The organism is Variovorax sp. YR634 (assembly GCF_900106655.1).
Classification (GTDB): domain Bacteria; phylum Pseudomonadota; class Gammaproteobacteria; order Burkholderiales; family Burkholderiaceae_C; genus Variovorax.
This window is the reverse complement of the sequence record NZ_FNOL01000005.1, coordinates 284,648-305,543: the sequence shown is the minus strand read 5'-3', so window position 1 is coordinate 305,543 and position 20,896 is coordinate 284,648. Positions and strand designations below refer to the sequence as shown.

The window sequence follows — 20,896 nt, the reverse complement described above, 5'->3', positions numbered from 1 at the left end:
TTTCAGATGGGGTAGATGATGGAGTTTGGGATCATTTCGCTGTCGAACACGCACAGGCGCGTGGCGAACTTCAGGCCCTCGGGCGTGGGCACCACGGTGTCGAGGTAGCGCCCCACGTTGAACACGGTCGAGGCCTGGTCGAGCTTGGTGCGGAACACCGCGTAGTTGGCCTCACTGTGAATCGTGCCGTTGTCATCGACCTTGTGCACCAGCGGCAGGCCGACGACGTGGCGCTGGTAGTACGGGTCGTGGAACAGCGTCTCCTTGATGCCGTAGACCCGGTCTTCCAGCATGCCCCGGCTCTCGAAGGAGAGCGTGGCCAGCGGCAGGTTGCGCTCGTGGTTCTCGCGCGGCTGCAGGCGGTAGCTGCATTGCTCGATGAAGAACGCGGGCCACAGGTCCCAGTTGCCGGAATCGACGGCATGCGCGTAGGCCGCGTAGAGCCGCGACAGATCGAGATAAGTGTTGGCGTCGAGGTTCGTCATGCTTCCATCACCTCGCGCCAGTAGCGATACATGCCGCGGATCAGCGTCTCGGTCACCATGTGATCGGTGTTCTCGACCTCGCGTCCGCCGAGCTCGGCCAGCGTGCGGTGGAAGGGCTTCTGCTCGAAGCCCTCCTGCGAGAACTCGATCACCTCGCCGTCGTCGGCCGAGACGAAGCCGGCCGGCCCGAACAGATTGGCCTGGCGCAGGCGTCGCTGCGTCATCTCCTCGGTGTCGTCCGCGAAGCCGAAGTGCGTCCAGACGAAATCGAAGGCGTCGTGTCCCACCGGCTGGATGTGCCGCGTCGACACGCTGTTGACCTGCTGCTGCAGGATCAGGCTCGGAAACAGCGTCATCATCACCGCGGTCGGCCCGCCCCACCAGGGCTCGGGCACGATGTCGAGAAAGCGCGGGTCCTTCAGCTGCATGCTCTCCTTGAAGCTCGACACCTGCGTGACCTGCGCCGCCTTGCCGGCGTTGCCGCGCGTGGAAATCATGGCGGCGTGGCGGCCGCGAGCGTCCATCTTCAGCTCCGACTTGTTGTCTGCGCGCCAGAGCCCGAAAGTGACGAACCAGGTGTGCAGCAGGCCCGGGTGATACGGGTCCTTGATGTTCTCCTGCATGAGCTTCCAGTTGCCCGGAATGCGCTGGCGGTTGTAGCCGAGGATGGTGAGCTTGCGGCCGTCGAACAGGCGGTCGAAGTAATGAAGGATGTCGGGGCCGAGGAAGTCTTCGAACGACTCGATTTCATGGTCGAATGACGCGAACACCACGCCGCCGCGCGAGGCCACCTTGAGCTTGGTGAGGCCGTGCTCCTCGGTCTTGAAGTTGGCTGGCATGCCGCCGTTGACCTTGCCGTCCTGCTTCACGCCGCGGCGAAACGGCACGCCCTGAAGGTCGCCCTTGAGCGTGTAGTTCCACTGGTGGTAGGGGCAGACGAACTCCTTGCGGTTACCCTGGCGCTCGCGGCAGAACTGCATGCCGCGGTGGGCGCAGACGTTCTCGAAGACGTGGATGGCACCCTCCTCGTCGCGCGACATGACGACCGAGCGCTCGCCGATGGTGGTGCGCTTGAAGTCGCCCGGGTTCGGGATCTCGGCCTCCAGGCCGACGTAGCACCAGTGCTTTTCATAGAAGAAGCGCTGCAGCTCCTTCTTGTGCAGCGCTTCGTCGGTATAGGCCATGAAGGGAATGCGGCTGCTCTTTTCGCTTTCCCATTTCAGCTCGATGGGGAACACGGCTTGCGTGGTCATCGCGGGTCTCCTTTTCTTTTCTCGTGGGTCTTGGCTTCAGGTGCCTTGCAGGTAGAAGGCATCGGCGTGGGTCTGCTCGGGTGCGAGGCCGCGACCGCGCACCAGTTGCGTCACGGCTTCGACCATCGGCGGCGAGCCGCAGAGGTAGGCGCGCCAGCCATCGAGGCTGCCGGGCCAGTCGGCGCGGATGGCATCAGTAATGAGGCCGACACGCTGGCCGTCGCGCGCGGGGCCGGTGACGACGACCACATGCACGTTCAGGCCGGGGTGCTGCGCCTGCAGCTCGCGCAGTTCACCCAGGCCGTAGACGTCGGCATCGGAGCGCACGCCCAGGTAGAGGTGAATGGCCTGCTTGAGCCCCGCCGCGATGGCGCCCCGCACGATCGACAGGATGGGCGCCAGCCCCGTGCCACCCGCTGCGCAGAGCATCGGCCCTCGATGCTTCGTGCGCAGGTAGGCCGTTCCCAACGGCCCGCTCACGCGCACAGAATCGCCTACGCGCAGTTGCTCGAAGATGTGCGCCGTGACTCGCCCGCCGGGCACCCTGCGCACGTGGAATTCAAGCTCCGAGTCGTGGCTCAGCCCCGCCATCGAATACGGCCGCGCCAGGTCGGGCGCGAATTGCAGCTGCGCATACTGGCCTGGAGAAAACTCCAACGGCTTGTTCGGCTTCAGGCGCAGGCGGCGGATGTCATGCGTGAGCACGTCGATGCCCGTGACCGTGGCCTTGAGGATGCGCGCCGGGTGCACCACCACTTCGTCGGGCTCCGGGATCTCGATGGCGCAGCTTTCGGTCAGCGTGCTCTGGCAGGCCAGCACGTAGCGCTCGCCTTGCCCGTCGGGCCGGATCGCGTCCTGGCCAGCGTCGAGCACCTGGCCCGACACCACCTTGCAGCGGCAGGTGCCGCAGCGCCCCGACATGCAGCTGTACGACACCGGCACATGGTGCTCGCGCAGCACTTCGAGCAGGTTCGCGCCGGGGCGAACTTCGAGGGTGCGGGCAAGGGGGTGAATATGCAGGTCCATCGTGGGGTTCTCTTACGCCGGCGTCATGGCCGGCTTGTCTCTGGGGCCGGATGATGCGCGGCCGCTGCCGATTGACCAATAGAATTTGGTGAATCCTATGCATCACCACGATGAATAAAGGTGCGCCATGCAACTCAAGGACATCGACCTCAACCTGCTGCTCGTGTTCGACCGCATGCTGGCCGAGAAACGCGTATCGGCCGTGGCCGAGTCACTCGGACTCTCGCAGCCGGCCATCAGCAATGCGCTGGCGCGGCTGCGCAAGCTGCTGGGCGACGAATTGTTCCTGCGCACCGCGCGCGGCATGGAGCCCACGCCCTTCGCGCTGCAGCTGGCCGAGCCTGTCGCCTACGCGATGGGTGCGCTGCATACTGCGCTCAACCAGCAGGTGGTGTTCGACCCCGCCACGAGCACGCGCGGCTTCACGCTCGCGATGACCGACATCGGCGAGATCTACTTCACGCCACGGCTGATGGAGGCGCTGTCAGTGGCGGCGCCCGGCGTGACCATCAGTACCGTGCGCAACAACACCGCGGCCAGCCTGCGCGACGAGCTGGAAGCCGGCCACGTCGACATCGCCATCGGCCTGCTGCCGCAGCTGAAAGCCGGCGTGTTCCAGCGCCGGCTGTTCCTGCAGCGCTATGTGTGCATCTTTTCAAAGGAGCATCCACTCGCACGCAAGCGCAGCGTGTCGCTCAAGGACTTCAGCGCGGCCGACCACGTGCAGGTGCAGGCGGCCGGCACGGGCCATGGCAAGGCCGACGACGTGATGGCGGCTCAGGGCATTCACCGGCGTATCAAGCTCAAGGTGCCGCACTTCGTGGCCATCGGCCACATCCTGCGCTCCAGCGACATGATCGCGACCGTGCCCGAGCGGCTCGCGCAGAGCATCGCCGAGCCTTTCGGGCTGGTGTGGCGCCCTCACCCGGTGGCACTGCCGCAGATTGCGATCAATCTGTTCTGGCACGCGAAGGCGCACCGCGACCCGGGCAACCAATGGCTGCGCGGGCTGCTGTTCGACAACTTCGCGGACGGCGATTGATCGCGACTGGCAGGGAGACGCGGCACGCTCGCCTCAGGCGACCGCAGTGTTGTCAGGCCACCGCCCCAGCACCTCGTGCACGCCCTCGCCGACGTGACTGTCGATCAGAACGAGTGAACCTGCGGTCCACCGGACTGGCGCTTCGAGCGCGTGCTTCTCGAGCTTGCGCCGCGCGTAGGCGACGGTCATGTGCGGCGTGAATGAGCGCGAGGGTTTCAGGCCGGCATCGGCCAGTGCCTCGCCCAAACGCTGCCTGAAAATCCGCAGGGCCGAGACGTTCTCCTCATCGTCGGCGCACAGCACCAGCGCGCCTTTCGCGTAGCTCATGGATTTCTCGAAAGCGACATCGAATGCCGGCACAGGCACCGAGGCAGCAGCATTCGAAGCCTGCGCCACCTTGTCGGCCGGCACCTGCGCGTAGTCGCCGAGATCGAACAGCGTGACATGCAGGCGATGAGCCTCGACCAGCGTTCCCTTCAGGGCGTGTTGCGAATTCATGCGCTCGCCGAGCGCGGCGATCATCGCGGCGTCTTGCATGTCGGGGAGCAGTGCGAAAAAGAGTGCGTGCGGCAGTGCTTCCTTGCGGAGCACCTTGCTTCGTGGACGCGGCAGGGGCCGCGGCGGGGGATCGATTCCGGGAAGAAAAAGCTGTTCTGGCATTGCTCCGATCATCGCGCATCGAGAGTGCGCTTCATGAGCCCTTCAGCAAGCACAAAGCTCTTCTTCAGATTGGAATTTGAGAATCGTCGCACGCCGGTGACAGGGTCAAACAGCCGGTCACGCGTCGCACAAATCTCAACAGCTCCAACCAGGAATTTCATCTTGAAGCATTCGCTTGCCTGCTCTGCCCTCGCCGCACTTTTGCTCGGCACCACTGCCATCGGCGCGCACGCCGCCGCTCCGAACGCAGATACCGGACTCTATGTAGGCGGCGCCATCGGCCGCTCGAGCTACAGCCTGCCGTCGTCCAACCGCGTGCCCGTGCCATGGGGCGGCGAGAAGAGCAGCAAGGCCGGCACGGCCTACAAGCTCTACGGCGGCTACAGGCTGACGGAAAACTTCGGTGTGGAAGCCGGCTATGCGCGCCTCGGCCGCGTAAGCCAGTGGAGCTCGGGCGGCGCCTACTCCCGCCTGCAAAGCGGCACGGGCCAGGTCTTCTACGCAGCCGCCACCGCGCGCCTGCCGCTGGGCGATTCCTTCGCCATCAACGGCCGCCTCGGTGTTTCGCGTGGACGCATTTCCGGCGACAACAACTGGGTGCCAGTCAACCAGCGCATCTCGGGCAGTTCGACCGGCGTAATGGCGGGCTTCGGCGCGGAGTACCGCGTGACGCAGAACCTTGCCATCACCGCGGACTACGACTACTTCGGCAAGCTGTCGAAGCAGGCCAAGGGCGGGATGCTGACGGTGGGTCTGAAGGCGAGTTTCTGAGCAAGAAGAGTGGCGCGCCGCCAACCCGAGAAGTCCTCCTGCGGGAGGACTCGCTCCGCTACTCGGAAGGGAAATCGGGCAGTGGCCCCTCGAAAGCAATATCCGTCCACGCACTTACAGCCTTCCAGCGCTCAGCAGCGGCATTTCTCGCCGCGTCAGCTCCAAGTGCTCCTTGGAATGCGTCCGAGCCGAGGAGGATGTGAGGCGGCAGACGATCGGCTCCAGCGACACCGACTACAACCTGCGCGACCTTTTCAGGATCGCTTGGTTCATTGCCCCAATATGCTTCCAGTTGCCGGACGGTTTCCCCAACCGAGGCTTCATAGTCCGGCAACATGGCAGGCACGCTTCCAAACGCTCGCTTACCCCAATTCGTGCGCATGCCGCCTGGTTCGAGTGCGGTCACTTTGACTCCAAACGATGCGGACTCAAGAGCGACGGTTTCGGCAAAGCCGCCTACCGCCCACTTGGAAGCAACGTAAGCAGCATTGCCAGCCAAGGCCGACCGCCCACCGACGGACGAGATCTGGATGATGTGACCACTCCGCTGTTGGCGCATTACAGGAAGGGCAGCCCGCGTGAGGTTCACGACACCAAAGAAATTGGTTTCCACAACACGGCGAAAGTCGTCCGATGAAACCTCTTCAAATGGCCGCGTTTCACCAAATCCCGCATTGTTTACGAGAACATCAAGGCGCCCAAAAGCAGAGACGGCAGCGTCTACCGCTGCGACGCCCTCTCGCTCATCGGTAACGTCGAGACGGACCGGCATTACGCGGGAACCATAAGACTTGACCAAGTCATCCAACTGGCTCACATCACGCGCAGTCGCGACGACGCGGTGGCCCGCCTCCAGCGCTTTAGCTGTGATTGCCCGGCCCAAGCCGGAGCCGCTACCCGTAACAAGCCATACCTTAGACATATTCGATCTCGTATCCATCAGTTTGTGATGGGGTCTGACTCTATGCATGGCTGCAGGTGGTCGGTAGCCTGATCCTTCCCGATCATTGCCTGATCGTCTTGCCGGGCGCGGATTTCTTGTCCGAGCAGCAGCCCGCTGGGCACAATGACTCCATGGTTCTGATGAATGACGCCCAGCTTCAGCTGGCTCGGCCCGATGAAGATTCGGAGGGCGCGTGGCTGCGCGCGCGCCTTCGCTCACATCTATTGGCGCGCTTGCCTAAAGCTGGCGACCACGTATCCGCGTTGCCCGGCCTGACTCTGTATCGCCGCGATGGCCCCACCGAACCCGCCTCGATGCTTTACGAGTCCAGCGTCGGCTTCGTCGTTCAGGGCCGCAAGCGTGTCGTCCTGGGCTCGGATGCCTATGAATATGACGCGGCCAAATTTGTCCTGACGGCGGTGGATCTACCCACGATCTCGCATGTGCTGGAGGCCAACCCCAGCCGCCCCTGCCTGTCCATGATGTTGAAGCTGGACTTTGCCTTGGTGCAGGCGATCGGAGGGGAGATCGACCTGCAAGGCATCGCCGCGACGAGCAACGCCGAATCCGGCATGACTTTCGGGCATATGACCACGGAACTGCTTGACGCTTTCGTGCGACTTTCCGCGCTTGCTGACAAACCGCAGGACATCGCGATCATGGCGCCGCTGGTGCTGCGCGAAATTACATATCGCCTGCTCATGGGGCCGTCGGGCGGTCATCTTCGTCGCATTGCCAGACAAGATCCCCGGCGCGACAAGATCCTGACTGCAATCGCTTGGCTACGCGAGCATTACGCTGAAGCGATCCGCATCGAGGATCTGGCGGAAATAGCGGCAATGGGTGTTTCGACTCTGCACCATCACTTCAGCGCCATCACGCACATGAGTCCGCTGCAATATCAAAAGCACATTCGGCTCCATGAAGCACGACGTCTGCTGTTGACCGAGGGGCTGGACGCGACCTCTGCCGCGTACCGTGTCGGCTATGAAAGCGTGACCCAGTTCAGTCGCGAGTACAGGCGGCTGTTCGGCAATCCGCCCATTCGCGACATCGCACTGCTACGCGGCGACTTGGATGAACAGCCCGGCAATCCCTGAACGATTTCGGAGTCAGTGGCGGCGATTGCCGGCGTCCCGGAGAGCCCGCTGCCACTGCTCGATTTCGTCACTCCCACTCGATCGTCGCCGGCGGCTTGCTCGACACGTCGTAGGTCACACGATTGATGCCCCGCACTTCATTGATGATGCGGCCCGACACCTTCTTGAGCAGCGCATAAGGCAGCTCGGCCCAGTCGGCCGTCATGAAGTCGCTGGTCTGCACGGCGCGCAGTGCCACCACGTAGTCGTAGGTGCGGCCGTCGCCCATCACGCCCACGCTCTTCACGGGCAGGAACACGGTAAAGGCCTGGCTCGTGAGGTCGTACCAGGTCTTGCCCGTTTCGGCGTCGGTGAAGTTGCGCAGCTCCTCGATGAAGATCGCGTCGGCGCGGCGCAGCAGGTCGGCGTATTCCTTCTTCACTTCACCGAGGATGCGCACGCCCAGGCCCGGGCCGGGGAACGGATGGCGATACACCATCTCGGGCGGCAGGCCGAGTGCCACGCCGAGTTCGCGCACTTCGTCCTTGAACAGGTCGCGCAGCGGTTCGAGCAGCTTCAGGCCAAGCTGCTCGGGCAGGCCGCCCACGTTGTGGTGGCTCTTGATGGTGACGGCCTTCTTGCTCTTGGCGCCGCCAGACTCGATGACGTCGGGATAGATAGTGCCCTGCGCCAGGAAGGTCGCACCCTTGTGGCCACCGTCGCCCGCCTTGAGCTTGGCGGCCTCCTGCTTGAACACGGTGACGAACTCGCCGCCGATGATCTTGCGCTTGGCTTCAGGGTCGCTCACGCCTGCGAGCTTGCCGAGGAACAGGTCGCTGGCGTCGACGCGGATCACCTTTGCGTGCAGCTTGCCTTCGAACATCTCCATGACCATGTCGCCCTCGTTCAGGCGCAACAGGCCGTGGTCGACGAACACGCAGGTCAACTGGTCGCCGATGGCGCGGTGGATGAGCGCGGCTGCCACGCTCGAATCCACACCGCCCGAGAGGCCCAGGATGACTTCTTCGTTACCCACCTGCTCGCGGATTTTCTCGACGGCTTCGGCGATGTGGTCGCGCATGACCCAGTCGGGCTTGGCGTCGCAGATGCCGAGCACGAAGCGCTCGATGATCGCCTTGCCCTGCACGGTGTGCGTCACTTCGGGGTGAAACTGCAGCGCGTAGTAGCGGCGCGCCTCGTCGGCCATGCCGGCGATGGGGCAGCTGTCGGTGCTTGCCATGAGCTTGAAGCCCGGTGGCAGTTCGGTGACCTTGTCGCCGTGGCTCATCCACACGTTGAGCATGCCGTGCCCCTCGGGCGTGGTGAAGTCGGCAATGTCCTTGAGGAGCGCGGTGTGGCCATGGGCGCGCACGGCCGCGAAGCCGAATTCGCGCTTGTGGCCGCCCTCGACCTTGCCGCCGAGCTGGTGCGCCATGGTCTGCATGCCGTAGCAGATGCCGAGCACGGGCACGCCGAGGTCGAACACGGCCTGCGGAGCCTTGTCGGTGGTCTCTTCGTACACGCTGGCGTGGCTGCCGGAAAGGATCACGCCCTTGAGGTGGCCGTCGGCGGCGTATTCGCGTACCCATTCATCGGTAACGTCGCAGGGGTGCACTTCGCTCAGCACGTGCGCCTCGCGCACGCGGCGTGCGATGAGCTGCGTGACTTGCGAGCCGAAGTCGAGGATGAGGATCTTGTCGTGTTGCATGGCGAAAGGACTCAGAGCGTTGAAATGTCGAACAGCTTGACGCCCGCTTGCGGCGCCGCCTGGATGAGGTGCTCGTCGAAGGTGGCGAGCGGGAGATTGAGCGACTTTGCGAGCCAGAGGTAGCCCGCGTCGTAGAGCGAGACGCCGGCATCGATGGCGACCGCGAGCACAGCCTTGTGCTGGGCCGGCGCGAGTTCATGCAGCTCGACGCGATGGCGGATGGCGTCGAGCACGCTCCACAGCCCTTCGACCGCGGACGCCGGAATGCGGCCGCTGCGGACGCCATTGGCAAGAATGTTGGCGCACTCCCACTGCCATGCGTTGGGCGCCTGCGGCTCGACCTCGTCGCGGCGGATGGCGGCGTAGAGCTTGCGGGTGTGTTCGCTGGCCATGTCGGGCAGCAGCCAGGCGGCGGTGACGGAGGCGTCCATGACGAAGGCTGTCACGATTGGCGCCCTTCGTCGAGCAAGGCGCGCAATGGCAGGCCGGGTTGGATGGTGGCGTGCAGCGCGTCGATCTGGCCGAGTTCGCGCTCGATCTGCTCGTCGGTGATGACCGGCTTGCGGCGCACCGGCAGCATGCGCACGACTTCCTTGCCGTGGCGGGTGATGCGAACCTCCTCGCCCTTTTCGACCGAGTCGATCAGGGCCGAGAAGTTGTTCTTGGCTTCAGCGATGCCGATGGATTGCATTTGGGCCAGAAAATTTGAATCTGGCCCAAATTCTAAATCCATTCTGGCCTGACTTTCAAGGTCTGGCCAGAATGGGCTTCAGGCCGGCGTCGGGCCGCCCCAAGGCGGCCTGCGGCCCCCTCGGGGGGCAGCGACCCACACGCAGTGGGGGAGCGTGGGGGCCAGACTACTCAGCGCGGTAGTTCGGCGCTTCCTTCGTGATCTGTACGTCGTGGACGTGGCTTTCGCGGATGCCGGCCGTGGTGATCTCGACGAACTCGGCCTTGTTCTGCATGTCCTCGATGGTCGCGCAGCCGCAGTAGCCCATGCTGGCGCGCACGCCGCCGGCCATCTGGTAGACGATGGAGACGATCGAGCCCTTGTAGGGGACGCGGCCTTCGATGCCTTCGGGCACCAGCTTGTCGGTGTTGGGGTTGCCGGTGGTCGATTCCTGGAAGTACCGGTCGGCACTGCCCTGCTGCATCGCGCCGATGGAGCCCATGCCGCGGTAGCTCTTGTAGCTGCGGCCCTGGTACAGCACGATTTCGCCCGGTGCCTCTTCGGTGCCGGCGAACATGCTGCCCATCATGACGGTGCTCGCGCCGGCCGCGATGGCCTTGGCGATGTCGCCCGAGTAGCGCACACCGCCGTCGGAGATCAGCGGAATGCCCGTGCCCTGCAGCGCGGTGGCGACGCTGTCGACCGCCATGATCTGCGGCACGCCGACGCCGGCCACGATGCGGGTGGTGCAGATGGAGCCCGGGCCGATGCCGACCTTGACCGCGTCGGCGCCGGCGTCGGCCAGCGCGCGCGCGGCGTCGCCGGTGGCGATGTTGCCGCCGATGACTTCGACCTGCGGGTAGTTTTTCTTGACCCAGCGCACGCGCTCGATCACGCCAAAGCTATGGCCGTGGGCGGTGTCGACCACGATGGCGTCGACGCCGGCCTTCACCAGGGCTTCGACGCGCTCTTCGGTGCCATCGCCCACGCCGACCGCAGCGCCCACTCGCAGGCGGCCGTTGGCGTCGCGTGCTGCATTGGGGAAGCTGGTCTGCTTGGTGATGTCCTTGACGGTGATGAGGCCCTTGAGCTCCCAGTCGCCGTTGATGACGAGCAGCCGCTCGAGCTTGTACTTGTTGAGCAATGCCTTGGCTTCGGCCAGCGTGGTGCCGTCGGGCACGGTGATGAGCTTCTCGCGCTGGGTCATGATTTCGCTGACCGGCACGTCATAGCGGTTCTCGAAGCGCAGGTCGCGCCCCGTCACGATGCCAACGACCTTGCCGCCGTCAACCACCGGGAAGCCCGAGATGCCGAGCTGGTCTGACAGCGCCATCACCTGGCGCACCGAGTGCGTCGGGGTGATCACCACCGGGTCGCGCAGAACGCCCGACTCGTAGCGCTTCACGCGGGCCACTTCGGCGGCCTGCTGTTGCGCGGTGAGGTTCTTGTGAACGATCCCGATGCCGCCCTCTTGCGCGATGGCGATCGCAAGGCGGGCTTCGGTCACGGTGTCCATGGCAGCCGAGACGAGCGGCAGGTTCAGCGTGATGTTGCGGGAGAGTTTGGTGGCGAGAGAGGTGTCCTTGGGCAGGACCTGGGAGAACGCTGGCACCAACAACACGTCGTCGAAGGTGAGCGCTTTGCCGAGAAGGCGCATGGGTGAAGCTCCAAAAGACGGATTGTAACGAGGCGCCCGGCCTGTTCGCCGGCCCGGGCTTTTCATGGGCGTTGCAAAACTACCTAAGCGGGATGTTGCAAAAAGTAAGGCCCGGCTAAACTTCGGGGATGAAATTCGTGCACTGGCTGGTACTGGGATGTGTCGTTGCGCTGCCGCTTTCGGCAAGCGCGCAATGGCAATGGCTCGACAAGAACGGCAAGAAGGTCTTCAGCGATCAGGCGCCACCGCCTGATGTGCCCGAGAAGAACATCCTGCGCCGCGTGGGCCCGCCGCCAGCGGCGCGCTCCACTGCGAACCCCAACGTCGATGCGCCGCCCGCTGAAGGTACGCCGGCCGAGGCAACTGCACCGGCCAAGACGGCGAGCACGCCGAAGCCGACTGGTGTCGACAAGGAACTCGAGGAAAAGACCAAGAAGGCCGAGGCCGAAGCAAAGGCCAAGGAAGCCGCAGAAGCCGCCAAGGTCGCAAAGGCCAAGGCCGACAACTGCGCTCTCGCACGCCAGGGCAAAGCCACCGTCGACAGCGGCATGCGCATTGCCAAGGTCAATTCGCAGGGCGAGCGCGAGATCATGGACGACGCCGCGCGCGCCGCCGAGCAGAAGCGCCTTCAGACGGTCATCAACAGCGACTGCAAGTAGCCCGGTAGCTCGAGTTCAGTAGCCGGCCTTGCCGCCCTTGCGGCGATTCGCGAACAAGCCGGTTCCCTTCGATCCCTGGCGCTGGAAGCGCTCCCGGCGCGCCACCTTGGGGTCCACCGCGAGAGGGCGGCACAGTTCGATGCGGTCGCCATCCTTCAGGGCCTGGTCCCACTCGACCACCCTGCCCCAGATGCCCGGCGTCATCGCATGACGCCAATCCAGGTCCGGAAAACACAGCGAAAGATCGCTGGCCCGCACCGCATCGGCCAGTGTCGTCTCGGGCAAGAGCTGCAGCACCTGCTCGAACACCTCGCGTGCCGCGGGCGAGCAGCTCAGCGTGACCTCGATGGTCATCAGGGTGCGCCGTAGACCTGCTCGGCGCGCTTGACGAAGGCTTCGACAAGACTGGAGGCGATGGTGTCGAACACCGGGCCGACCAGCGCCTGCAGCGCGAAATTGCTGAAGCCGTAGCTCATGTGCAGCTCGACGCGGCAGGCGCGCTCGCCCTGCTCGCCCACGGGCACGAACTTCCACTTGCCGTCGAGGTTGGAGAACGGCCCGTCGACCAGCTTCAGCTGCACCTCGCGCCCCGGAACATGGGTGTTGCGGGTGGTAAAGCTCTGGTGCAAACCGGCAAAGGCCAAGCCGACTTCGGCCGTCATGCCGGCCTCGTCCTGCTCGATGATGCGGGCCTTGTCGCACCAGGGAAGAAACTGCGGATACCTCGCCACATCGGTGACGAGCGCATACATCTCTTCGGCGCTGTACCAGATGAGGACGGACTTGTTGACTGTTTTCATAGAATCGACACAGCGTGCGCGACGGATTGTATTGAAGCCATGCAGCCCCCACATTCCCGAGTCATGGCCACAAAGAAACAAGATACCTCCTCCCGCATCGCCGACAACAAGAAGGCCGCGTACAACTATTTCTTCGAAGAACGCTTCGAGGCCGGCATGGTCCTCGAAGGCTGGGAAGTCAAATCGCTGCGCGAAGGCAAGGTGCAGCTCACCGACGGCTACGTGGTGATCCGCAATGGCGAACTGTTCGTCGTGGGTTGCCAGATCAACCCGCTCAAGAGCGCATCCACCCACGTCAACCCCGATTCGGTCCGTACCAAGAAGCTGCTGCTGAAGAAGGACGAAATCCGTCGCCTGATCGGCAAAGTCGAGCAAAAGGGCTACACGCTGGTGCCGCTCAACCTGCACTGGAAGGCCGGCAAGGTGAAGTGCGAGATCGCGCTCGCCAAGGGCAAGGCCGAGCACGACAAGCGCGACACCATCAAGGACCGCGAAGGCAAGCGCGAAGTCGAGCGCGCAATGAAGAACCGCAGCCGCTGAATCTTTTTTGCGGGCAATGGAATAAAAGACGGGCTGCGGGCGTTTGTGCGGTTGTCACCGGACCACCGGTGTCGCCACACACAACCCAGGAGTCTTTCCATGTCGCCTTTTCGCGCATCTTCCGCCGTATTGCTGAGCGCCGTTCTCGCGCTCCCCGCCTTCGCCCAGCCCAAGCCCGCCGACGGCGCGCTGGTCGGCGCGAACGGCATGACGCTCTACACCTTCGACAAGGACACGGCCGGCAACGGCAAGTCGGTCTGCAATGGCGGCTGCGCCACCAATTGGCCACCTTTCATGGCCGCCGACAGCGACAAGCCGAGCGGTGACTTCACCATCGTCACCCGCGACGACGGCAAGAAGCAATGGGCCGCCAAGGGCTGGCCGTTGTATTACTGGGCCAAGGACACCAAGCCGGGCGACAAGACCGGTGACGGCGTCAACGGCACCTGGAAAACCGCCAAGCCCTGATCGACCGATCCACGCCCCATGGACGCCCGCCTGCTGGTCGAGCACATCCCGAGCCTGCGCCGCTATGCGCGGGCACTCACGGGCAATGCGTGGGCGGCCGACGACCTGGTGCAGGACACGCTGGAGCGCGCCTGCAGCAAATGGCGTCTGTGGGTGGTGGGCAGCGACCTGCGCGCGTGGCTCTTCACCGTCATGCACAACATCTTCGCGAGCCAGGTCCGCCGCACGCCACCACCCCATGCCGTGGTGCCGCTCGACGACCTGCCGCACGAACTGCAGGGCGGCGTCGATCCTGGTCGCGACCAGGGCACCAGCCTCGACCTGCAGCGCTGCCTGATGCAGTTGCCGGACGAACAGCGCGCCGTGCTGCTGCTCGTGACGCTCGAAGACCTGTCGTATGCCGAAGTGGCCAAGGTGCTCGGCATCCCGGCCGGCACGGTGATGTCGCGCCTGTCGCGCGCCCGCGTCCGGCTGCAGGAACTGATGGACGGCGCATCGGCGCCCATTCGCCCCGGCCTGCGCCGCCTCAAATGAAACCCGCCGCACCATGAGCCGCCCCGCCCCGCCCCCTACCGACGACGAGCTGCACGCCTGGGTCGATGGCCAGTTGGCCGCCGATCGTCATGGCGCGGTCGAGGAAGCCATTGCCAACGATCCCGCCGTGGCCGCCAAGGTCGCTGCCTGGCACACGCAGCGCGATGCCTTGCGCCGGCTGCATGGCGAACTGCTCGACGAACCGGTTCCCGCTGCCCTGATGGGCGCACTCGATCGGCATCTGCCGCGAACGGCGCGGCACGTCTCCTGGCTTCGCTGGGGCGGCATGGCGGCAGGTCTGCTTATCGCCTTCGCTGCCGGCTGGCTCGGGAATGTCCAATGGTCCGCGCCGCGCGGCGGCACGCAACTGGCCAAGGTGCCGGCGGTGCGCGAATTCGTGCACGACGCCTCTGTCGCGCACGCCGTCTACGCACCCGAGAAAAGACACCCCGTCGAAGTGGCCGCCTCCGAGCAGCAGCACCTGGTCCAATGGCTCTCCAGGCGCCTCGACAGGCCGCTGAAGGTGCCCGACCTCTCCACCCAGGGCTACACCCTGGTCGGCGGCCGCCTGCTGCCCGGGGAAACCGGCGCGCGGGCCCAGTTCATGTTCGAAGATGCGGCCGGCGAGCGCGTGACGCTCTACATCGGCACGCTGGACGCCAATGCCGCCGGGGCCACCGCCGCACGCGAAACCGCCTTCCGCTTCGCCTCCGAAGGCCCCGTGCCCAGCTTCTACTGGGTCGACCAGGGCTTCGGCTATGCCCTCGCCGGCAAGCTGCCGCGAGAAGTTCTGCTCAAACTTGCGACGCTGGCCTACCGCGATTTGTCGTAACGACCGCATAAACTGCCGGTCGCGCAATCACATTGCCTGGCTTTCCGTCACCTGGCTTGTTTTCGCGATTTTTCAACTGAAGGAGAAACTGCATGAAATTGCTCAGCGCCTCGATCCTCGCGGCGGCCCTGCTCGCCGGCTGCGGCGGCATGTCCAACAAGACCGCCAGCGCCCCCGACACGCCCACCCGCACCGCCGACGGCGTGCTGGTCGGACCGAACGGGATGACGCTGTACACCTTCACCAAGGACACCGCCGGCTCCGGCACCTCCGCCTGCAACGCCCAGTGCGCCGCCAACTGGCCCGCGCTCGCCGTGGCCGACACCGCCAAGCCCATCGGCGGCTACACCATCATCATTCGCGAAGACGGCAAGCGCCAGTGGGCCTACAAGGGCTGGCCGCTGTACTACTGGGCGAAAGATGCCAAGCCCGGTGACAAGACCGGCGACGGCGTGGCAAACGGCGCCTGGAAAGTCGCTCGTCCCTGATCCATCAAGGATCTGACGCAAGAACGCCGGCGCCTGCCGGCGTTTTCTTTTATCGGCTTTTCCCGGCGTTTCCCGGTGTAGAGGCCGGCACCACCCACGGCAGAATCCCCGCATGAGCTCTGACGCCAATCCGGATGCGTTCCTCGCCCTGCTGACCCAGGGCCTGATCAGCGACGCACAGCACGACGCCGCGCGCGCCCACCCCGAAACCGCCGCCCTTCCCCCGCTCCCGAGCCCGGCCCATGCGCTGGCCTGGATGCGCGTACGCGGCCTGGTCACCGAGGAAGAACAGAACGCGGCGCTCGACAAGATCGGCGACGACGCCCCGCACGCCGACGACGCCGCGGATACCGCCATCGATGCCGACGACCTCATCGAGTTGGCCGGGCAAGGCATCACGCACGAGGCAATCGAGGTGCTCTTCAGGGACAGCCTCATCGACGCCGAGACGCGCGACATGGCGCTGACGGAAACGCCGGTCGTGGGCACCGTGGCTGCGTCACCCGTGGCCACGCTGGCCTGGCTGGCAACTGAAGGCCCGCTCGAAAAGGAACGCTTCGACGCCCTGCGCGCCCAGGTCGCCGCCGAGCCAGCCTTTGCCATGGCCGCCGAGCGCACGCGCATCGTGAACGAGGCACAGGCCCTGATCGAGGCCGACGAGCAGGCCGTCAAGGCATGGCAGGCTCGCGCGCAACGCAGCCGCCGCATCGGCGCGTGGAAGTTCATCCTGGCCGTGGCGCTGATCGGCGGCGGCCTCGGCTGGTATCTGTTCGCCCCGGCGAGCGTGCCCGCCTGCGACGCCGTCTCCACGCGCAAGACACTCGACAGCCTCATGCGCCGCGTGACCATGGACGTGCGCATGCGCCACCTCGACCCGAACGCCGGCACTGTGATCGAAACGCCCTCCGTCGGCAGCATGCGCGAAGTCGGCTACCGCAAGCCGGAGCGCGTACGAGGCTGCGTGGCGGTCATGACGCGGGGCGACAGCAAGGAACCCATGGCGTACACCATCGGTCCCACGGAGCCGAAGAGCGACGAGATGGTGGTGCGCGGCGCAGACGTAGCCATCGTCGAGGCCCGCTTCGGGCATCTCGACTCCGATGGCAGACCGCTCTACAACGCCGAGCCCATCGGCCGCGAGGCGATGGAAAAAGCCTTCCGCGAAGGCGCGGCACCGTTGAGCGCGGCACGATCGGCTTCGGCCATGCGCATGCGTCCGCGCACCGACTCGGGCCTGGTGCGCAAGGACCCGAACCGTTCGCGCGAGATCGCCGAGATCGAGCCCACGGGCCCCTGTCGCAAGCTGGACGACGGCGCTGGCCACGCCTGCCCACTGGTCATCGAATACAACGACAGCCTGCTGGGCGCCCTCTCGGGCAGCGACACCTCGTTGCCCGTGACCGGAGAATTCACCTTCGTGGAAGACAACGGCAACTGGCGTGTCAGCGACGATTTTCCGAAGACCTTCGTGCGCAAGGTGCTCGAAGCCCGCCTGAACAGCATGGGCGTCACCGACGCGGCCATGCCGCAGTAGGCAGAAGCGCCTGTCGATCAGTGCGCGCCCGGCACCGCGGTGTCGGCGACCGTGGTGCGCCGGCCGCGCAGCGCCAGCAGTTCGTTGAACACCAGCGCGCCAATGACCAGCGCCCCGCCGGTCAGCACGCTCGCTGCGGGCTGCTCGCCCGCACCGATCCAGGCCAGCGCGATGCCGAAAATGACTTCCAGCAGGGCCAGCAACGCGACTTCAGGCGCCTTCAGCACTTGGGCGCACAACACCGACAGAACGCAGGGAATGGCGAGCTGGAACACGCCCAGGAAGGCCAGCAGCCCAAGGTCGTGAGCGCTGGCCCGGAACGGCCATGCAAAGGGCAGCGTGAAGAGCGCCGTGAGCACCGCGCCGATGAGCACCGCGGGCACCAGATCCACCTTGTGGCCCTTCGCCTGCGCGTGCTGAACCACGGTCCAGTTGGCCGCGCCCGCCAGCGGCACGCACAGCGCGAGCAGCGTGCCGGCCAGCGATCCGCCCCCGCCCTGCATGAGCTGCGTGCCGTACATCCAGCCGATGCCCGCACCCGCGACCACGATGGCCAGCCAGGTGCGCGCGGGCAGCTTATGGCCGATGAAGAAGCGCGCCGCCAGCGCCGTGAGCAGCGGCCCGAGCGACATGGTGACGAGTACGCTGGCCGTCGAAGCCAGCGTGAGCGCGACCATGAAGGCCGTGAACATCACGGCCCAGCACACGCCCGAGATCCAGAGTTCGCGCCCGCCGCGGCGCAGTTGCGAGAACACGGCGCGGCCCCGCCAAAGCGGCAAGATCACCAGCAGCGCCAGCGTCGTGAAGAGGCTGCGCCAGAAGGTGATCTCGAAACTGTGCGCCTGCGCCAGGTGGCGGGTGACGACGCCCGCCGTGCCCCACATCAGGGTCACGACGACCATCAGCCAGACGGCGCCGCCGTGCGTCAGGCGCATGGCAAATCGACGGAGTCGATCAGCCTTGCGACGTATCGCGGCCGGCGCGCTTGCGCTCGTGTTCCTTCAGGTAGCGCTTGCGCAGGCGCACGCTCTTGGGCGTGATTTCGACCAGCTCGTCGTCCTCGATGAATTCCACGCCGTATTCGAGCGTGAGTTCGATCGGGGGCGTGATCTTGATCGCGTCTTCCTTGCCCGAGACGCGGAAGTTCGTCAGCTGCTTGGTGCGCGTGGCGTTCACCACCAGGTCGTTGTCGCGGCTGTGGATGCCGACGATCATGCCTTCGTACACCGGGTCGTTCGCCTTCACGAACATGCGGCCGCGGTCGTCCAGCTTGCCCAGGGCGTAGGTGAAGATTTCACCGTCGTCCATGGAGATCAGCACGCCGTTCTTGCGGCTGCCGATGTCGCCCTTGTGCGGCTCGTAGCTGTCGAAGATGTTGCTGATGAGGCCCGAGCCACGCGTCAGGTTCAGGAATTCGTTCGTGAAGCCGATCAGGCCACGCGCCGGAATGCGGTATTCGAGGCGCACGCGGCCACGGCCGTCCGGCTCCATGTTGACCAGTTCGCCCTTGCGCTCGCCCAGTGCCTGCATCACGCCGCCCTGGTGCTGGTCTTCGATGTCGGCCGTCACCAGTTCGATCGGCTCGTGCTTCTCGCCGTTGACGGTGCGGAACACCACGCGCGGCTTCGACACGGCCATTTCATAGCCTTCGCGACGCATGTTTTCCAGCAGGATGGTCAGGTGCAGTTCGCCGCGACCCATCACTTCGAAGATGCCTTCTTCGTCGGTTTCGTTCACGCGCAGCGCAACGTTGTGCTGCAGTTCTTTCTGCAGGCGGTCCCAGATCTGGCGGCTGGTGACGAACTTGCCTTCGCGGCCGGCCAGCGGGCTGGTGTTGACGCAGAAGTTCATCGTCAGGGTCGGTTCGTCGACCTTGAGCATCGGCAGCGGCGCGGGGTTCGCGGGGTCGGTCACGGTAACGCCGATACCGATGTCGGTGATGCCGTTGATCAGCACGATCTCGCCCGGGCCGGCTTCAGTGGCCTGCACGCGGTCCAGGCCCTGGAAAGTCAGCACCTGGTTGACGCGGCCCTTGATGGCCTTGCCGTCCGGGCCTTCCATCACCACCACGTCCATCATCGGCTTCAGGGTGCCCTGGCTGATGCGGCCCACGCCGATGCGACCGACGAAGGTCGAGAAGTCGAGCGCGGAAATCTGCAGCTGCAACGGCGCGGCGGGATCACCCTTTTGCGCCGGCACGTGCTTCAGGATGGTGTTGAACAGGGCCGACATGTCGGGACCCCACTGCTCGCCCTGCGCGCCTTCTTCCAGCGACGACCAGCCGTTGATGCCCGAGGCGTACACCACGGGGAAGTCCAGCTGTTCGTCGGTCGCGCCGAGCTTGTCGAACAGGTCGAAGGCGGCGTTGACCACCTTGTCGGGGTTGGCGCCCGGCTTGTCGACCTTGTTCACCACGAGGATGGGCTTCAGGCCGAGGGCCAGCGCCTTCTTGGTCACGAAGCGCGTCTGCGGCATCGGGCCTTCCTGCGCGTCGATCAGCAGCACCACGCCGTCGACCATCGACAGCGCGCGTTCCACTTCACCGCCGAAGTCCGCGTGGCCCGGGGTGTCGACGATGTTGATGTGCGTGCCTTCCCAGGTCACGGCGCAGTTCTTGGCCAGGATCGTGATGCCACGTTCCTTTTCGATGGCGTTGTTGTCCATCACCGTGTCGACCACTTTCTCGTGCTCGGCGAAGGTGCCGGACTGGCGCAGCAATTGGTCGACCATCGTGGTCTTGCCATGGTCCACGTGGGCAATGATGGCGATATTGCGAATTTGCTTGGTACTCATGGTGTCGCTTCGGTCTGTTGTGCGTTCAAAAGAATTTGCTGGATTTCGATGGGGTTCAGCAAGCGCCCCGGGATCAATTCGCCGGCCGTTACATGGGCTGTGCCCAGGAACGCCCGCGGGTCGGAGCCGAACACGGCCACCTCATCGGCATCGGCCCAGCCGCCACGGCGGCGCAGGCCCGAAAGAAAACGTGCCGCATCTTCCACGCCGAGCGTGACGCGGCTGTGGCCGTCCACCAGGGCTTCGGCAGGCAGGAGTTGTGCCAGGCGCTCTTCCTCGTCCATGGCTTCGAGCGCTTCGAGCGTGATGCACTGGGCCTCGACAAAGCCGCCCGTTGCGGTCCGGCGCAGCGAGCTCAGGTGTGCACCACACCCAAGCGCCTCGCCGATGTCTTCGCCGAGTGTGCGGATGTAGGTGCCCTTGCTGACGGAGGCCAGGATGCGGATGACGTCGTCGCCGATCACGCTGAGCTCGAGCTTGTGGATCACGACGTCGCGCGGTGTCCGCTCTACTTCGACGCCTTCACGCGCGTATTCGTACAGCGCCTTGCCGTCCTTCTTGAGCGCGCTGTGCATCGGGGGCACCTGGCGGATCGGGCCGGTGAACTGCGCCTCGACGCGCGCCAGGTCTTCAGACGTGACGTGCACCGGCCGCTCGGCGATCACTTCGCCCTCGGCATCGCCCGTGGCAGTCTTGATGCCCAGGCGAGCCGTGGCCTCATAGGTCTTGTCGGCATCGAGGTGCAACTGGCTGAATTTGGTGGCCGCGCCAAAGCACAGCGGCAGGACGCCGGTGGCGAGCGGATCGAGCGTGCCGGTGTGGCCTGCTTTTTCCGCGCGCAGCAACCACTTGGCCTTTTGCAAGGCCTGGTTGCTGGAGAGTCCCAGCGGCTTGTCGAGCAACAACACCCCATGCACAGGGCGCCGCTGCACCCTTGTGCGTGGCGCGTTCATG

Annotated in this window: 24 protein-coding genes; 10 read left to right on the top strand and 14 right to left on the bottom strand. The window is 65.2% G+C overall.

Features of this window, described 5'->3' with window-relative positions:
- Window positions 1–2 precede the first annotated feature (2 nt).
- From BLV60_RS12455 to BLV60_RS12445, 3 genes are read right to left on the bottom strand one after another with little or no spacing between them, the layout of a single operon-like run.
- Window positions 3–485, bottom strand: coding sequence for an aromatic-ring-hydroxylating dioxygenase subunit beta (locus tag BLV60_RS12455; RefSeq protein ID WP_093054805.1), 483 nt, complete (start codon window positions 483–485; stop codon window positions 3–5).
- Entirely contained in the window at window positions 482–1,738 is a 1,257-nt protein-coding gene (locus tag BLV60_RS12450; RefSeq protein ID WP_093054803.1) for an aromatic ring-hydroxylating dioxygenase subunit alpha, read from the bottom strand. The genes BLV60_RS12455 and BLV60_RS12450 overlap by 4 nt, the downstream gene beginning before the upstream one ends.
- Window positions 1,739–1,774: 36 nt before the next feature.
- The gene (locus BLV60_RS12445) at window positions 1,775–2,764 is read right to left on the bottom strand and encodes a 2Fe-2S iron-sulfur cluster-binding protein (RefSeq protein ID WP_093054801.1); all 990 of its coding nucleotides are present in this window, start codon (window positions 2,762–2,764) and stop codon (window positions 1,775–1,777) included.
- Between the two features lie 127 nt (window positions 2,765–2,891).
- Between BLV60_RS12445 and BLV60_RS12440 the strand changes: the two genes are divergently transcribed.
- Window positions 2,892–3,806, top strand: coding sequence for a LysR family transcriptional regulator (locus BLV60_RS12440; protein ID WP_093054799.1), 915 nt, complete (start codon window positions 2,892–2,894; stop codon window positions 3,804–3,806).
- A gap of 33 nt (window positions 3,807–3,839) precedes the next feature.
- On the opposite strand, the gene BLV60_RS12435 is transcribed toward BLV60_RS12440, so the two are convergent.
- Window positions 3,840–4,466, bottom strand: a complete 627-nt coding sequence (locus BLV60_RS12435; RefSeq protein WP_093054946.1) for a 2'-5' RNA ligase family protein — start codon at window positions 4,464–4,466, stop codon at window positions 3,840–3,842.
- A gap of 162 nt (window positions 4,467–4,628) precedes the next feature.
- Between BLV60_RS12435 and BLV60_RS12430 the strand changes: the two genes are divergently transcribed.
- The gene (locus tag BLV60_RS12430; protein WP_176928782.1) at window positions 4,629–5,237 is read left to right on the top strand and encodes a porin family protein; all 609 of its coding nucleotides are present in this window, start codon (window positions 4,629–4,631) and stop codon (window positions 5,235–5,237) included.
- Between the two features lie 58 nt (window positions 5,238–5,295).
- Here BLV60_RS12430 and BLV60_RS12425 read toward each other — a convergent pair whose 3' ends face one another.
- On the bottom strand, window positions 5,296–6,159 hold the full coding sequence (locus tag BLV60_RS12425) for an SDR family NAD(P)-dependent oxidoreductase (protein ID WP_093054795.1): 864 nt from the start codon (window positions 6,157–6,159) through the stop codon (window positions 5,296–5,298).
- Window positions 6,160–6,215: 56 nt separating this feature from the next.
- Here BLV60_RS12425 and BLV60_RS12420 point away from each other — a divergent pair, with 56 nt between their 5' ends.
- Entirely contained in the window at window positions 6,216–7,280 is a 1,065-nt protein-coding gene (locus tag BLV60_RS12420) for an AraC family transcriptional regulator (protein ID WP_093054793.1), read from the top strand.
- A 67-nt stretch (window positions 7,281–7,347) separates the two neighbouring features.
- On the opposite strand, the gene guaA is transcribed toward BLV60_RS12420, so the two are convergent.
- The 4 genes from guaA to guaB form a co-directional block, all read right to left on the bottom strand.
- The gene (gene guaA, locus BLV60_RS12415) at window positions 7,348–8,967 is read right to left on the bottom strand and encodes a glutamine-hydrolyzing GMP synthase (protein WP_093054791.1); all 1,620 of its coding nucleotides are present in this window, start codon (window positions 8,965–8,967) and stop codon (window positions 7,348–7,350) included.
- Between the two features lie 11 nt (window positions 8,968–8,978).
- Window positions 8,979–9,398 (bottom strand): type II toxin-antitoxin system VapC family toxin, encoded by a 420-nt coding sequence (locus tag BLV60_RS12410; RefSeq protein WP_093054789.1) that lies wholly within the window; start codon window positions 9,396–9,398, stop codon window positions 8,979–8,981.
- An 11-nt stretch (window positions 9,399–9,409) separates the two neighbouring features.
- Window positions 9,410–9,658, bottom strand: coding sequence for a type II toxin-antitoxin system Phd/YefM family antitoxin (locus BLV60_RS12405; protein WP_093054788.1), 249 nt, complete (start codon window positions 9,656–9,658; stop codon window positions 9,410–9,412).
- A 166-nt stretch (window positions 9,659–9,824) separates the two neighbouring features.
- A complete protein-coding gene (gene guaB / locus BLV60_RS12400) occupies window positions 9,825–11,294 on the bottom strand; it encodes an IMP dehydrogenase (protein ID WP_093054786.1) in 1,470 nt (489 codons plus the stop codon).
- Between the two features lie 128 nt (window positions 11,295–11,422).
- On the opposite strand from guaB, the gene BLV60_RS12395 reads away from it, so the two are divergent.
- Window positions 11,423–11,953, top strand: coding sequence for a DUF4124 domain-containing protein (locus BLV60_RS12395; protein ID WP_093054784.1), 531 nt, complete (start codon window positions 11,423–11,425; stop codon window positions 11,951–11,953).
- A 15-nt stretch (window positions 11,954–11,968) separates the two neighbouring features.
- On the opposite strand, the gene BLV60_RS12390 is transcribed toward BLV60_RS12395, so the two are convergent.
- Both BLV60_RS12390 and BLV60_RS12385 read right to left on the bottom strand, forming a co-directional pair.
- Entirely contained in the window at window positions 11,969–12,307 is a 339-nt protein-coding gene (locus tag BLV60_RS12390) for an RnfH family protein (protein ID WP_093054782.1), read from the bottom strand.
- A complete protein-coding gene (locus BLV60_RS12385) occupies window positions 12,307–12,753 on the bottom strand; it encodes a type II toxin-antitoxin system RatA family toxin (protein ID WP_093054780.1) in 447 nt (148 codons plus the stop codon). Before BLV60_RS12385 ends, BLV60_RS12390 begins: the two co-directional genes overlap by 1 nt.
- 63 nt (window positions 12,754–12,816) lie before the next feature.
- Between BLV60_RS12385 and smpB the strand changes: the two genes are divergently transcribed.
- The 6 genes from smpB (at window position 12,817) to BLV60_RS12355 (ending at window position 17,149) form a co-directional block, all read left to right on the top strand.
- Complete coding sequence (gene smpB, locus BLV60_RS12380) at window positions 12,817–13,293, top strand: SsrA-binding protein SmpB (RefSeq protein WP_007832247.1); 477 nt, start codon at window positions 12,817–12,819, stop codon at window positions 13,291–13,293.
- Window positions 13,294–13,392: 99 nt separating this feature from the next.
- Window positions 13,393–13,761 (top strand): COG4315 family predicted lipoprotein, encoded by a 369-nt coding sequence (locus tag BLV60_RS12375; protein ID WP_093054778.1) that lies wholly within the window; start codon window positions 13,393–13,395, stop codon window positions 13,759–13,761.
- 18 nt (window positions 13,762–13,779) lie between these two features.
- On the top strand, window positions 13,780–14,295 hold the full coding sequence (locus BLV60_RS12370) for an RNA polymerase sigma factor (protein ID WP_093054776.1): 516 nt from the start codon (window positions 13,780–13,782) through the stop codon (window positions 14,293–14,295).
- A gap of 13 nt (window positions 14,296–14,308) precedes the next feature.
- Window positions 14,309–15,127, top strand: coding sequence for an anti-sigma factor family protein (locus tag BLV60_RS12365; RefSeq protein WP_093054774.1), 819 nt, complete (start codon window positions 14,309–14,311; stop codon window positions 15,125–15,127).
- A gap of 92 nt (window positions 15,128–15,219) precedes the next feature.
- The gene (locus BLV60_RS12360) at window positions 15,220–15,615 is read left to right on the top strand and encodes a COG4315 family predicted lipoprotein (RefSeq protein WP_093054772.1); all 396 of its coding nucleotides are present in this window, start codon (window positions 15,220–15,222) and stop codon (window positions 15,613–15,615) included.
- Between the two features lie 112 nt (window positions 15,616–15,727).
- Window positions 15,728–17,149 carry a hypothetical protein gene (locus BLV60_RS12355; RefSeq protein ID WP_093054770.1) on the top strand — a complete coding sequence of 474 codons (1,422 nt, stop codon included), beginning with the start codon at window positions 15,728–15,730 and terminating at the stop codon, window positions 17,147–17,149.
- A gap of 17 nt (window positions 17,150–17,166) precedes the next feature.
- Here the strand turns inward: BLV60_RS12355 and BLV60_RS12350 are convergent, their stop codons facing one another.
- The 3 genes from BLV60_RS12350 to truB are packed head-to-tail and all read right to left on the bottom strand — an operon-like array spanning window position 17,167 to window position 20,895.
- Window positions 17,167–18,084 (bottom strand): DMT family transporter, encoded by a 918-nt coding sequence (locus BLV60_RS12350; RefSeq protein WP_093054768.1) that lies wholly within the window; start codon window positions 18,082–18,084, stop codon window positions 17,167–17,169.
- Between the two features lie 19 nt (window positions 18,085–18,103).
- Window positions 18,104–19,942, bottom strand: a complete 1,839-nt coding sequence (gene typA, locus BLV60_RS12345) for a translational GTPase TypA (protein ID WP_093054766.1) — start codon at window positions 19,940–19,942, stop codon at window positions 18,104–18,106.
- Complete coding sequence (truB, locus tag BLV60_RS12340; RefSeq protein ID WP_093054764.1) at window positions 19,939–20,895, bottom strand: tRNA pseudouridine(55) synthase TruB; 957 nt, start codon at window positions 20,893–20,895, stop codon at window positions 19,939–19,941. Before truB ends, typA begins: the two co-directional genes overlap by 4 nt.
- Window position 20,896: the final 1 nt, after the last annotated feature.

Bases quoted from the DNA above. Each gene is read 5' to 3' on its own strand.
- guaB (WP_093054786.1), bottom strand. From the start codon at position 11,294: ATGCGCCTTCTCGGCAAAGCGCTCACCTTCGACGACGTGTTGTTGGTG.
- BLV60_RS12425 (WP_093054795.1), bottom strand. From the start codon at position 6,159: ATGTCTAAGGTATGGCTTGTTACGGGTAGCGGCTCCGGCTTGGGCCGG.
- BLV60_RS12455 (WP_093054805.1), bottom strand. From the start codon at position 485: ATGACGAACCTCGACGCCAACACTTATCTCGATCTGTCGCGGCTCTAC.
- BLV60_RS12440 (WP_093054799.1), top strand. From the start codon at position 2,892: ATGCAACTCAAGGACATCGACCTCAACCTGCTGCTCGTGTTCGACCGC.
- BLV60_RS12375 (WP_093054778.1), top strand. From the start codon at position 13,393: ATGTCGCCTTTTCGCGCATCTTCCGCCGTATTGCTGAGCGCCGTTCTC.
- BLV60_RS12360 (WP_093054772.1), top strand. From the start codon at position 15,220: ATGAAATTGCTCAGCGCCTCGATCCTCGCGGCGGCCCTGCTCGCCGGC.
- BLV60_RS12350 (WP_093054768.1), bottom strand. From the start codon at position 18,084: ATGCGCCTGACGCACGGCGGCGCCGTCTGGCTGATGGTCGTCGTGACC.
- BLV60_RS12435 (WP_093054946.1), bottom strand. From the start codon at position 4,466: ATGCCAGAACAGCTTTTTCTTCCCGGAATCGATCCCCCGCCGCGGCCC.
- typA (WP_093054766.1), bottom strand. From the start codon at position 19,942: ATGAGTACCAAGCAAATTCGCAATATCGCCATCATTGCCCACGTGGAC.
- BLV60_RS12410 (WP_093054789.1), bottom strand. From the start codon at position 9,398: ATGGACGCCTCCGTCACCGCCGCCTGGCTGCTGCCCGACATGGCCAGC.
- BLV60_RS12370 (WP_093054776.1), top strand. From the start codon at position 13,780: ATGGACGCCCGCCTGCTGGTCGAGCACATCCCGAGCCTGCGCCGCTAT.
- BLV60_RS12405 (WP_093054788.1), bottom strand. From the start codon at position 9,658: ATGCAATCCATCGGCATCGCTGAAGCCAAGAACAACTTCTCGGCCCTG.
- BLV60_RS12365 (WP_093054774.1), top strand. From the start codon at position 14,309: ATGAGCCGCCCCGCCCCGCCCCCTACCGACGACGAGCTGCACGCCTGG.
- guaA (WP_093054791.1), bottom strand. From the start codon at position 8,967: ATGCAACACGACAAGATCCTCATCCTCGACTTCGGCTCGCAAGTCACG.
- BLV60_RS12385 (WP_093054780.1), bottom strand. From the start codon at position 12,753: ATGAAAACAGTCAACAAGTCCGTCCTCATCTGGTACAGCGCCGAAGAG.
- truB (WP_093054764.1), bottom strand. From the start codon at position 20,895: ATGAACGCGCCACGCACAAGGGTGCAGCGGCGCCCTGTGCATGGGGTG.
- BLV60_RS12450 (WP_093054803.1), bottom strand. From the start codon at position 1,738: ATGACCACGCAAGCCGTGTTCCCCATCGAGCTGAAATGGGAAAGCGAA.
- smpB (WP_007832247.1), top strand. From the start codon at position 12,817: ATGGCCACAAAGAAACAAGATACCTCCTCCCGCATCGCCGACAACAAG.
- BLV60_RS12355 (WP_093054770.1), top strand. From the start codon at position 15,728: ATGAGCTCTGACGCCAATCCGGATGCGTTCCTCGCCCTGCTGACCCAG.
- BLV60_RS12445 (WP_093054801.1), bottom strand. From the start codon at position 2,764: ATGGACCTGCATATTCACCCCCTTGCCCGCACCCTCGAAGTTCGCCCC.
- BLV60_RS12390 (WP_093054782.1), bottom strand. From the start codon at position 12,307: ATGACCATCGAGGTCACGCTGAGCTGCTCGCCCGCGGCACGCGAGGTG.
- BLV60_RS12395 (WP_093054784.1), top strand. From the start codon at position 11,423: ATGAAATTCGTGCACTGGCTGGTACTGGGATGTGTCGTTGCGCTGCCG.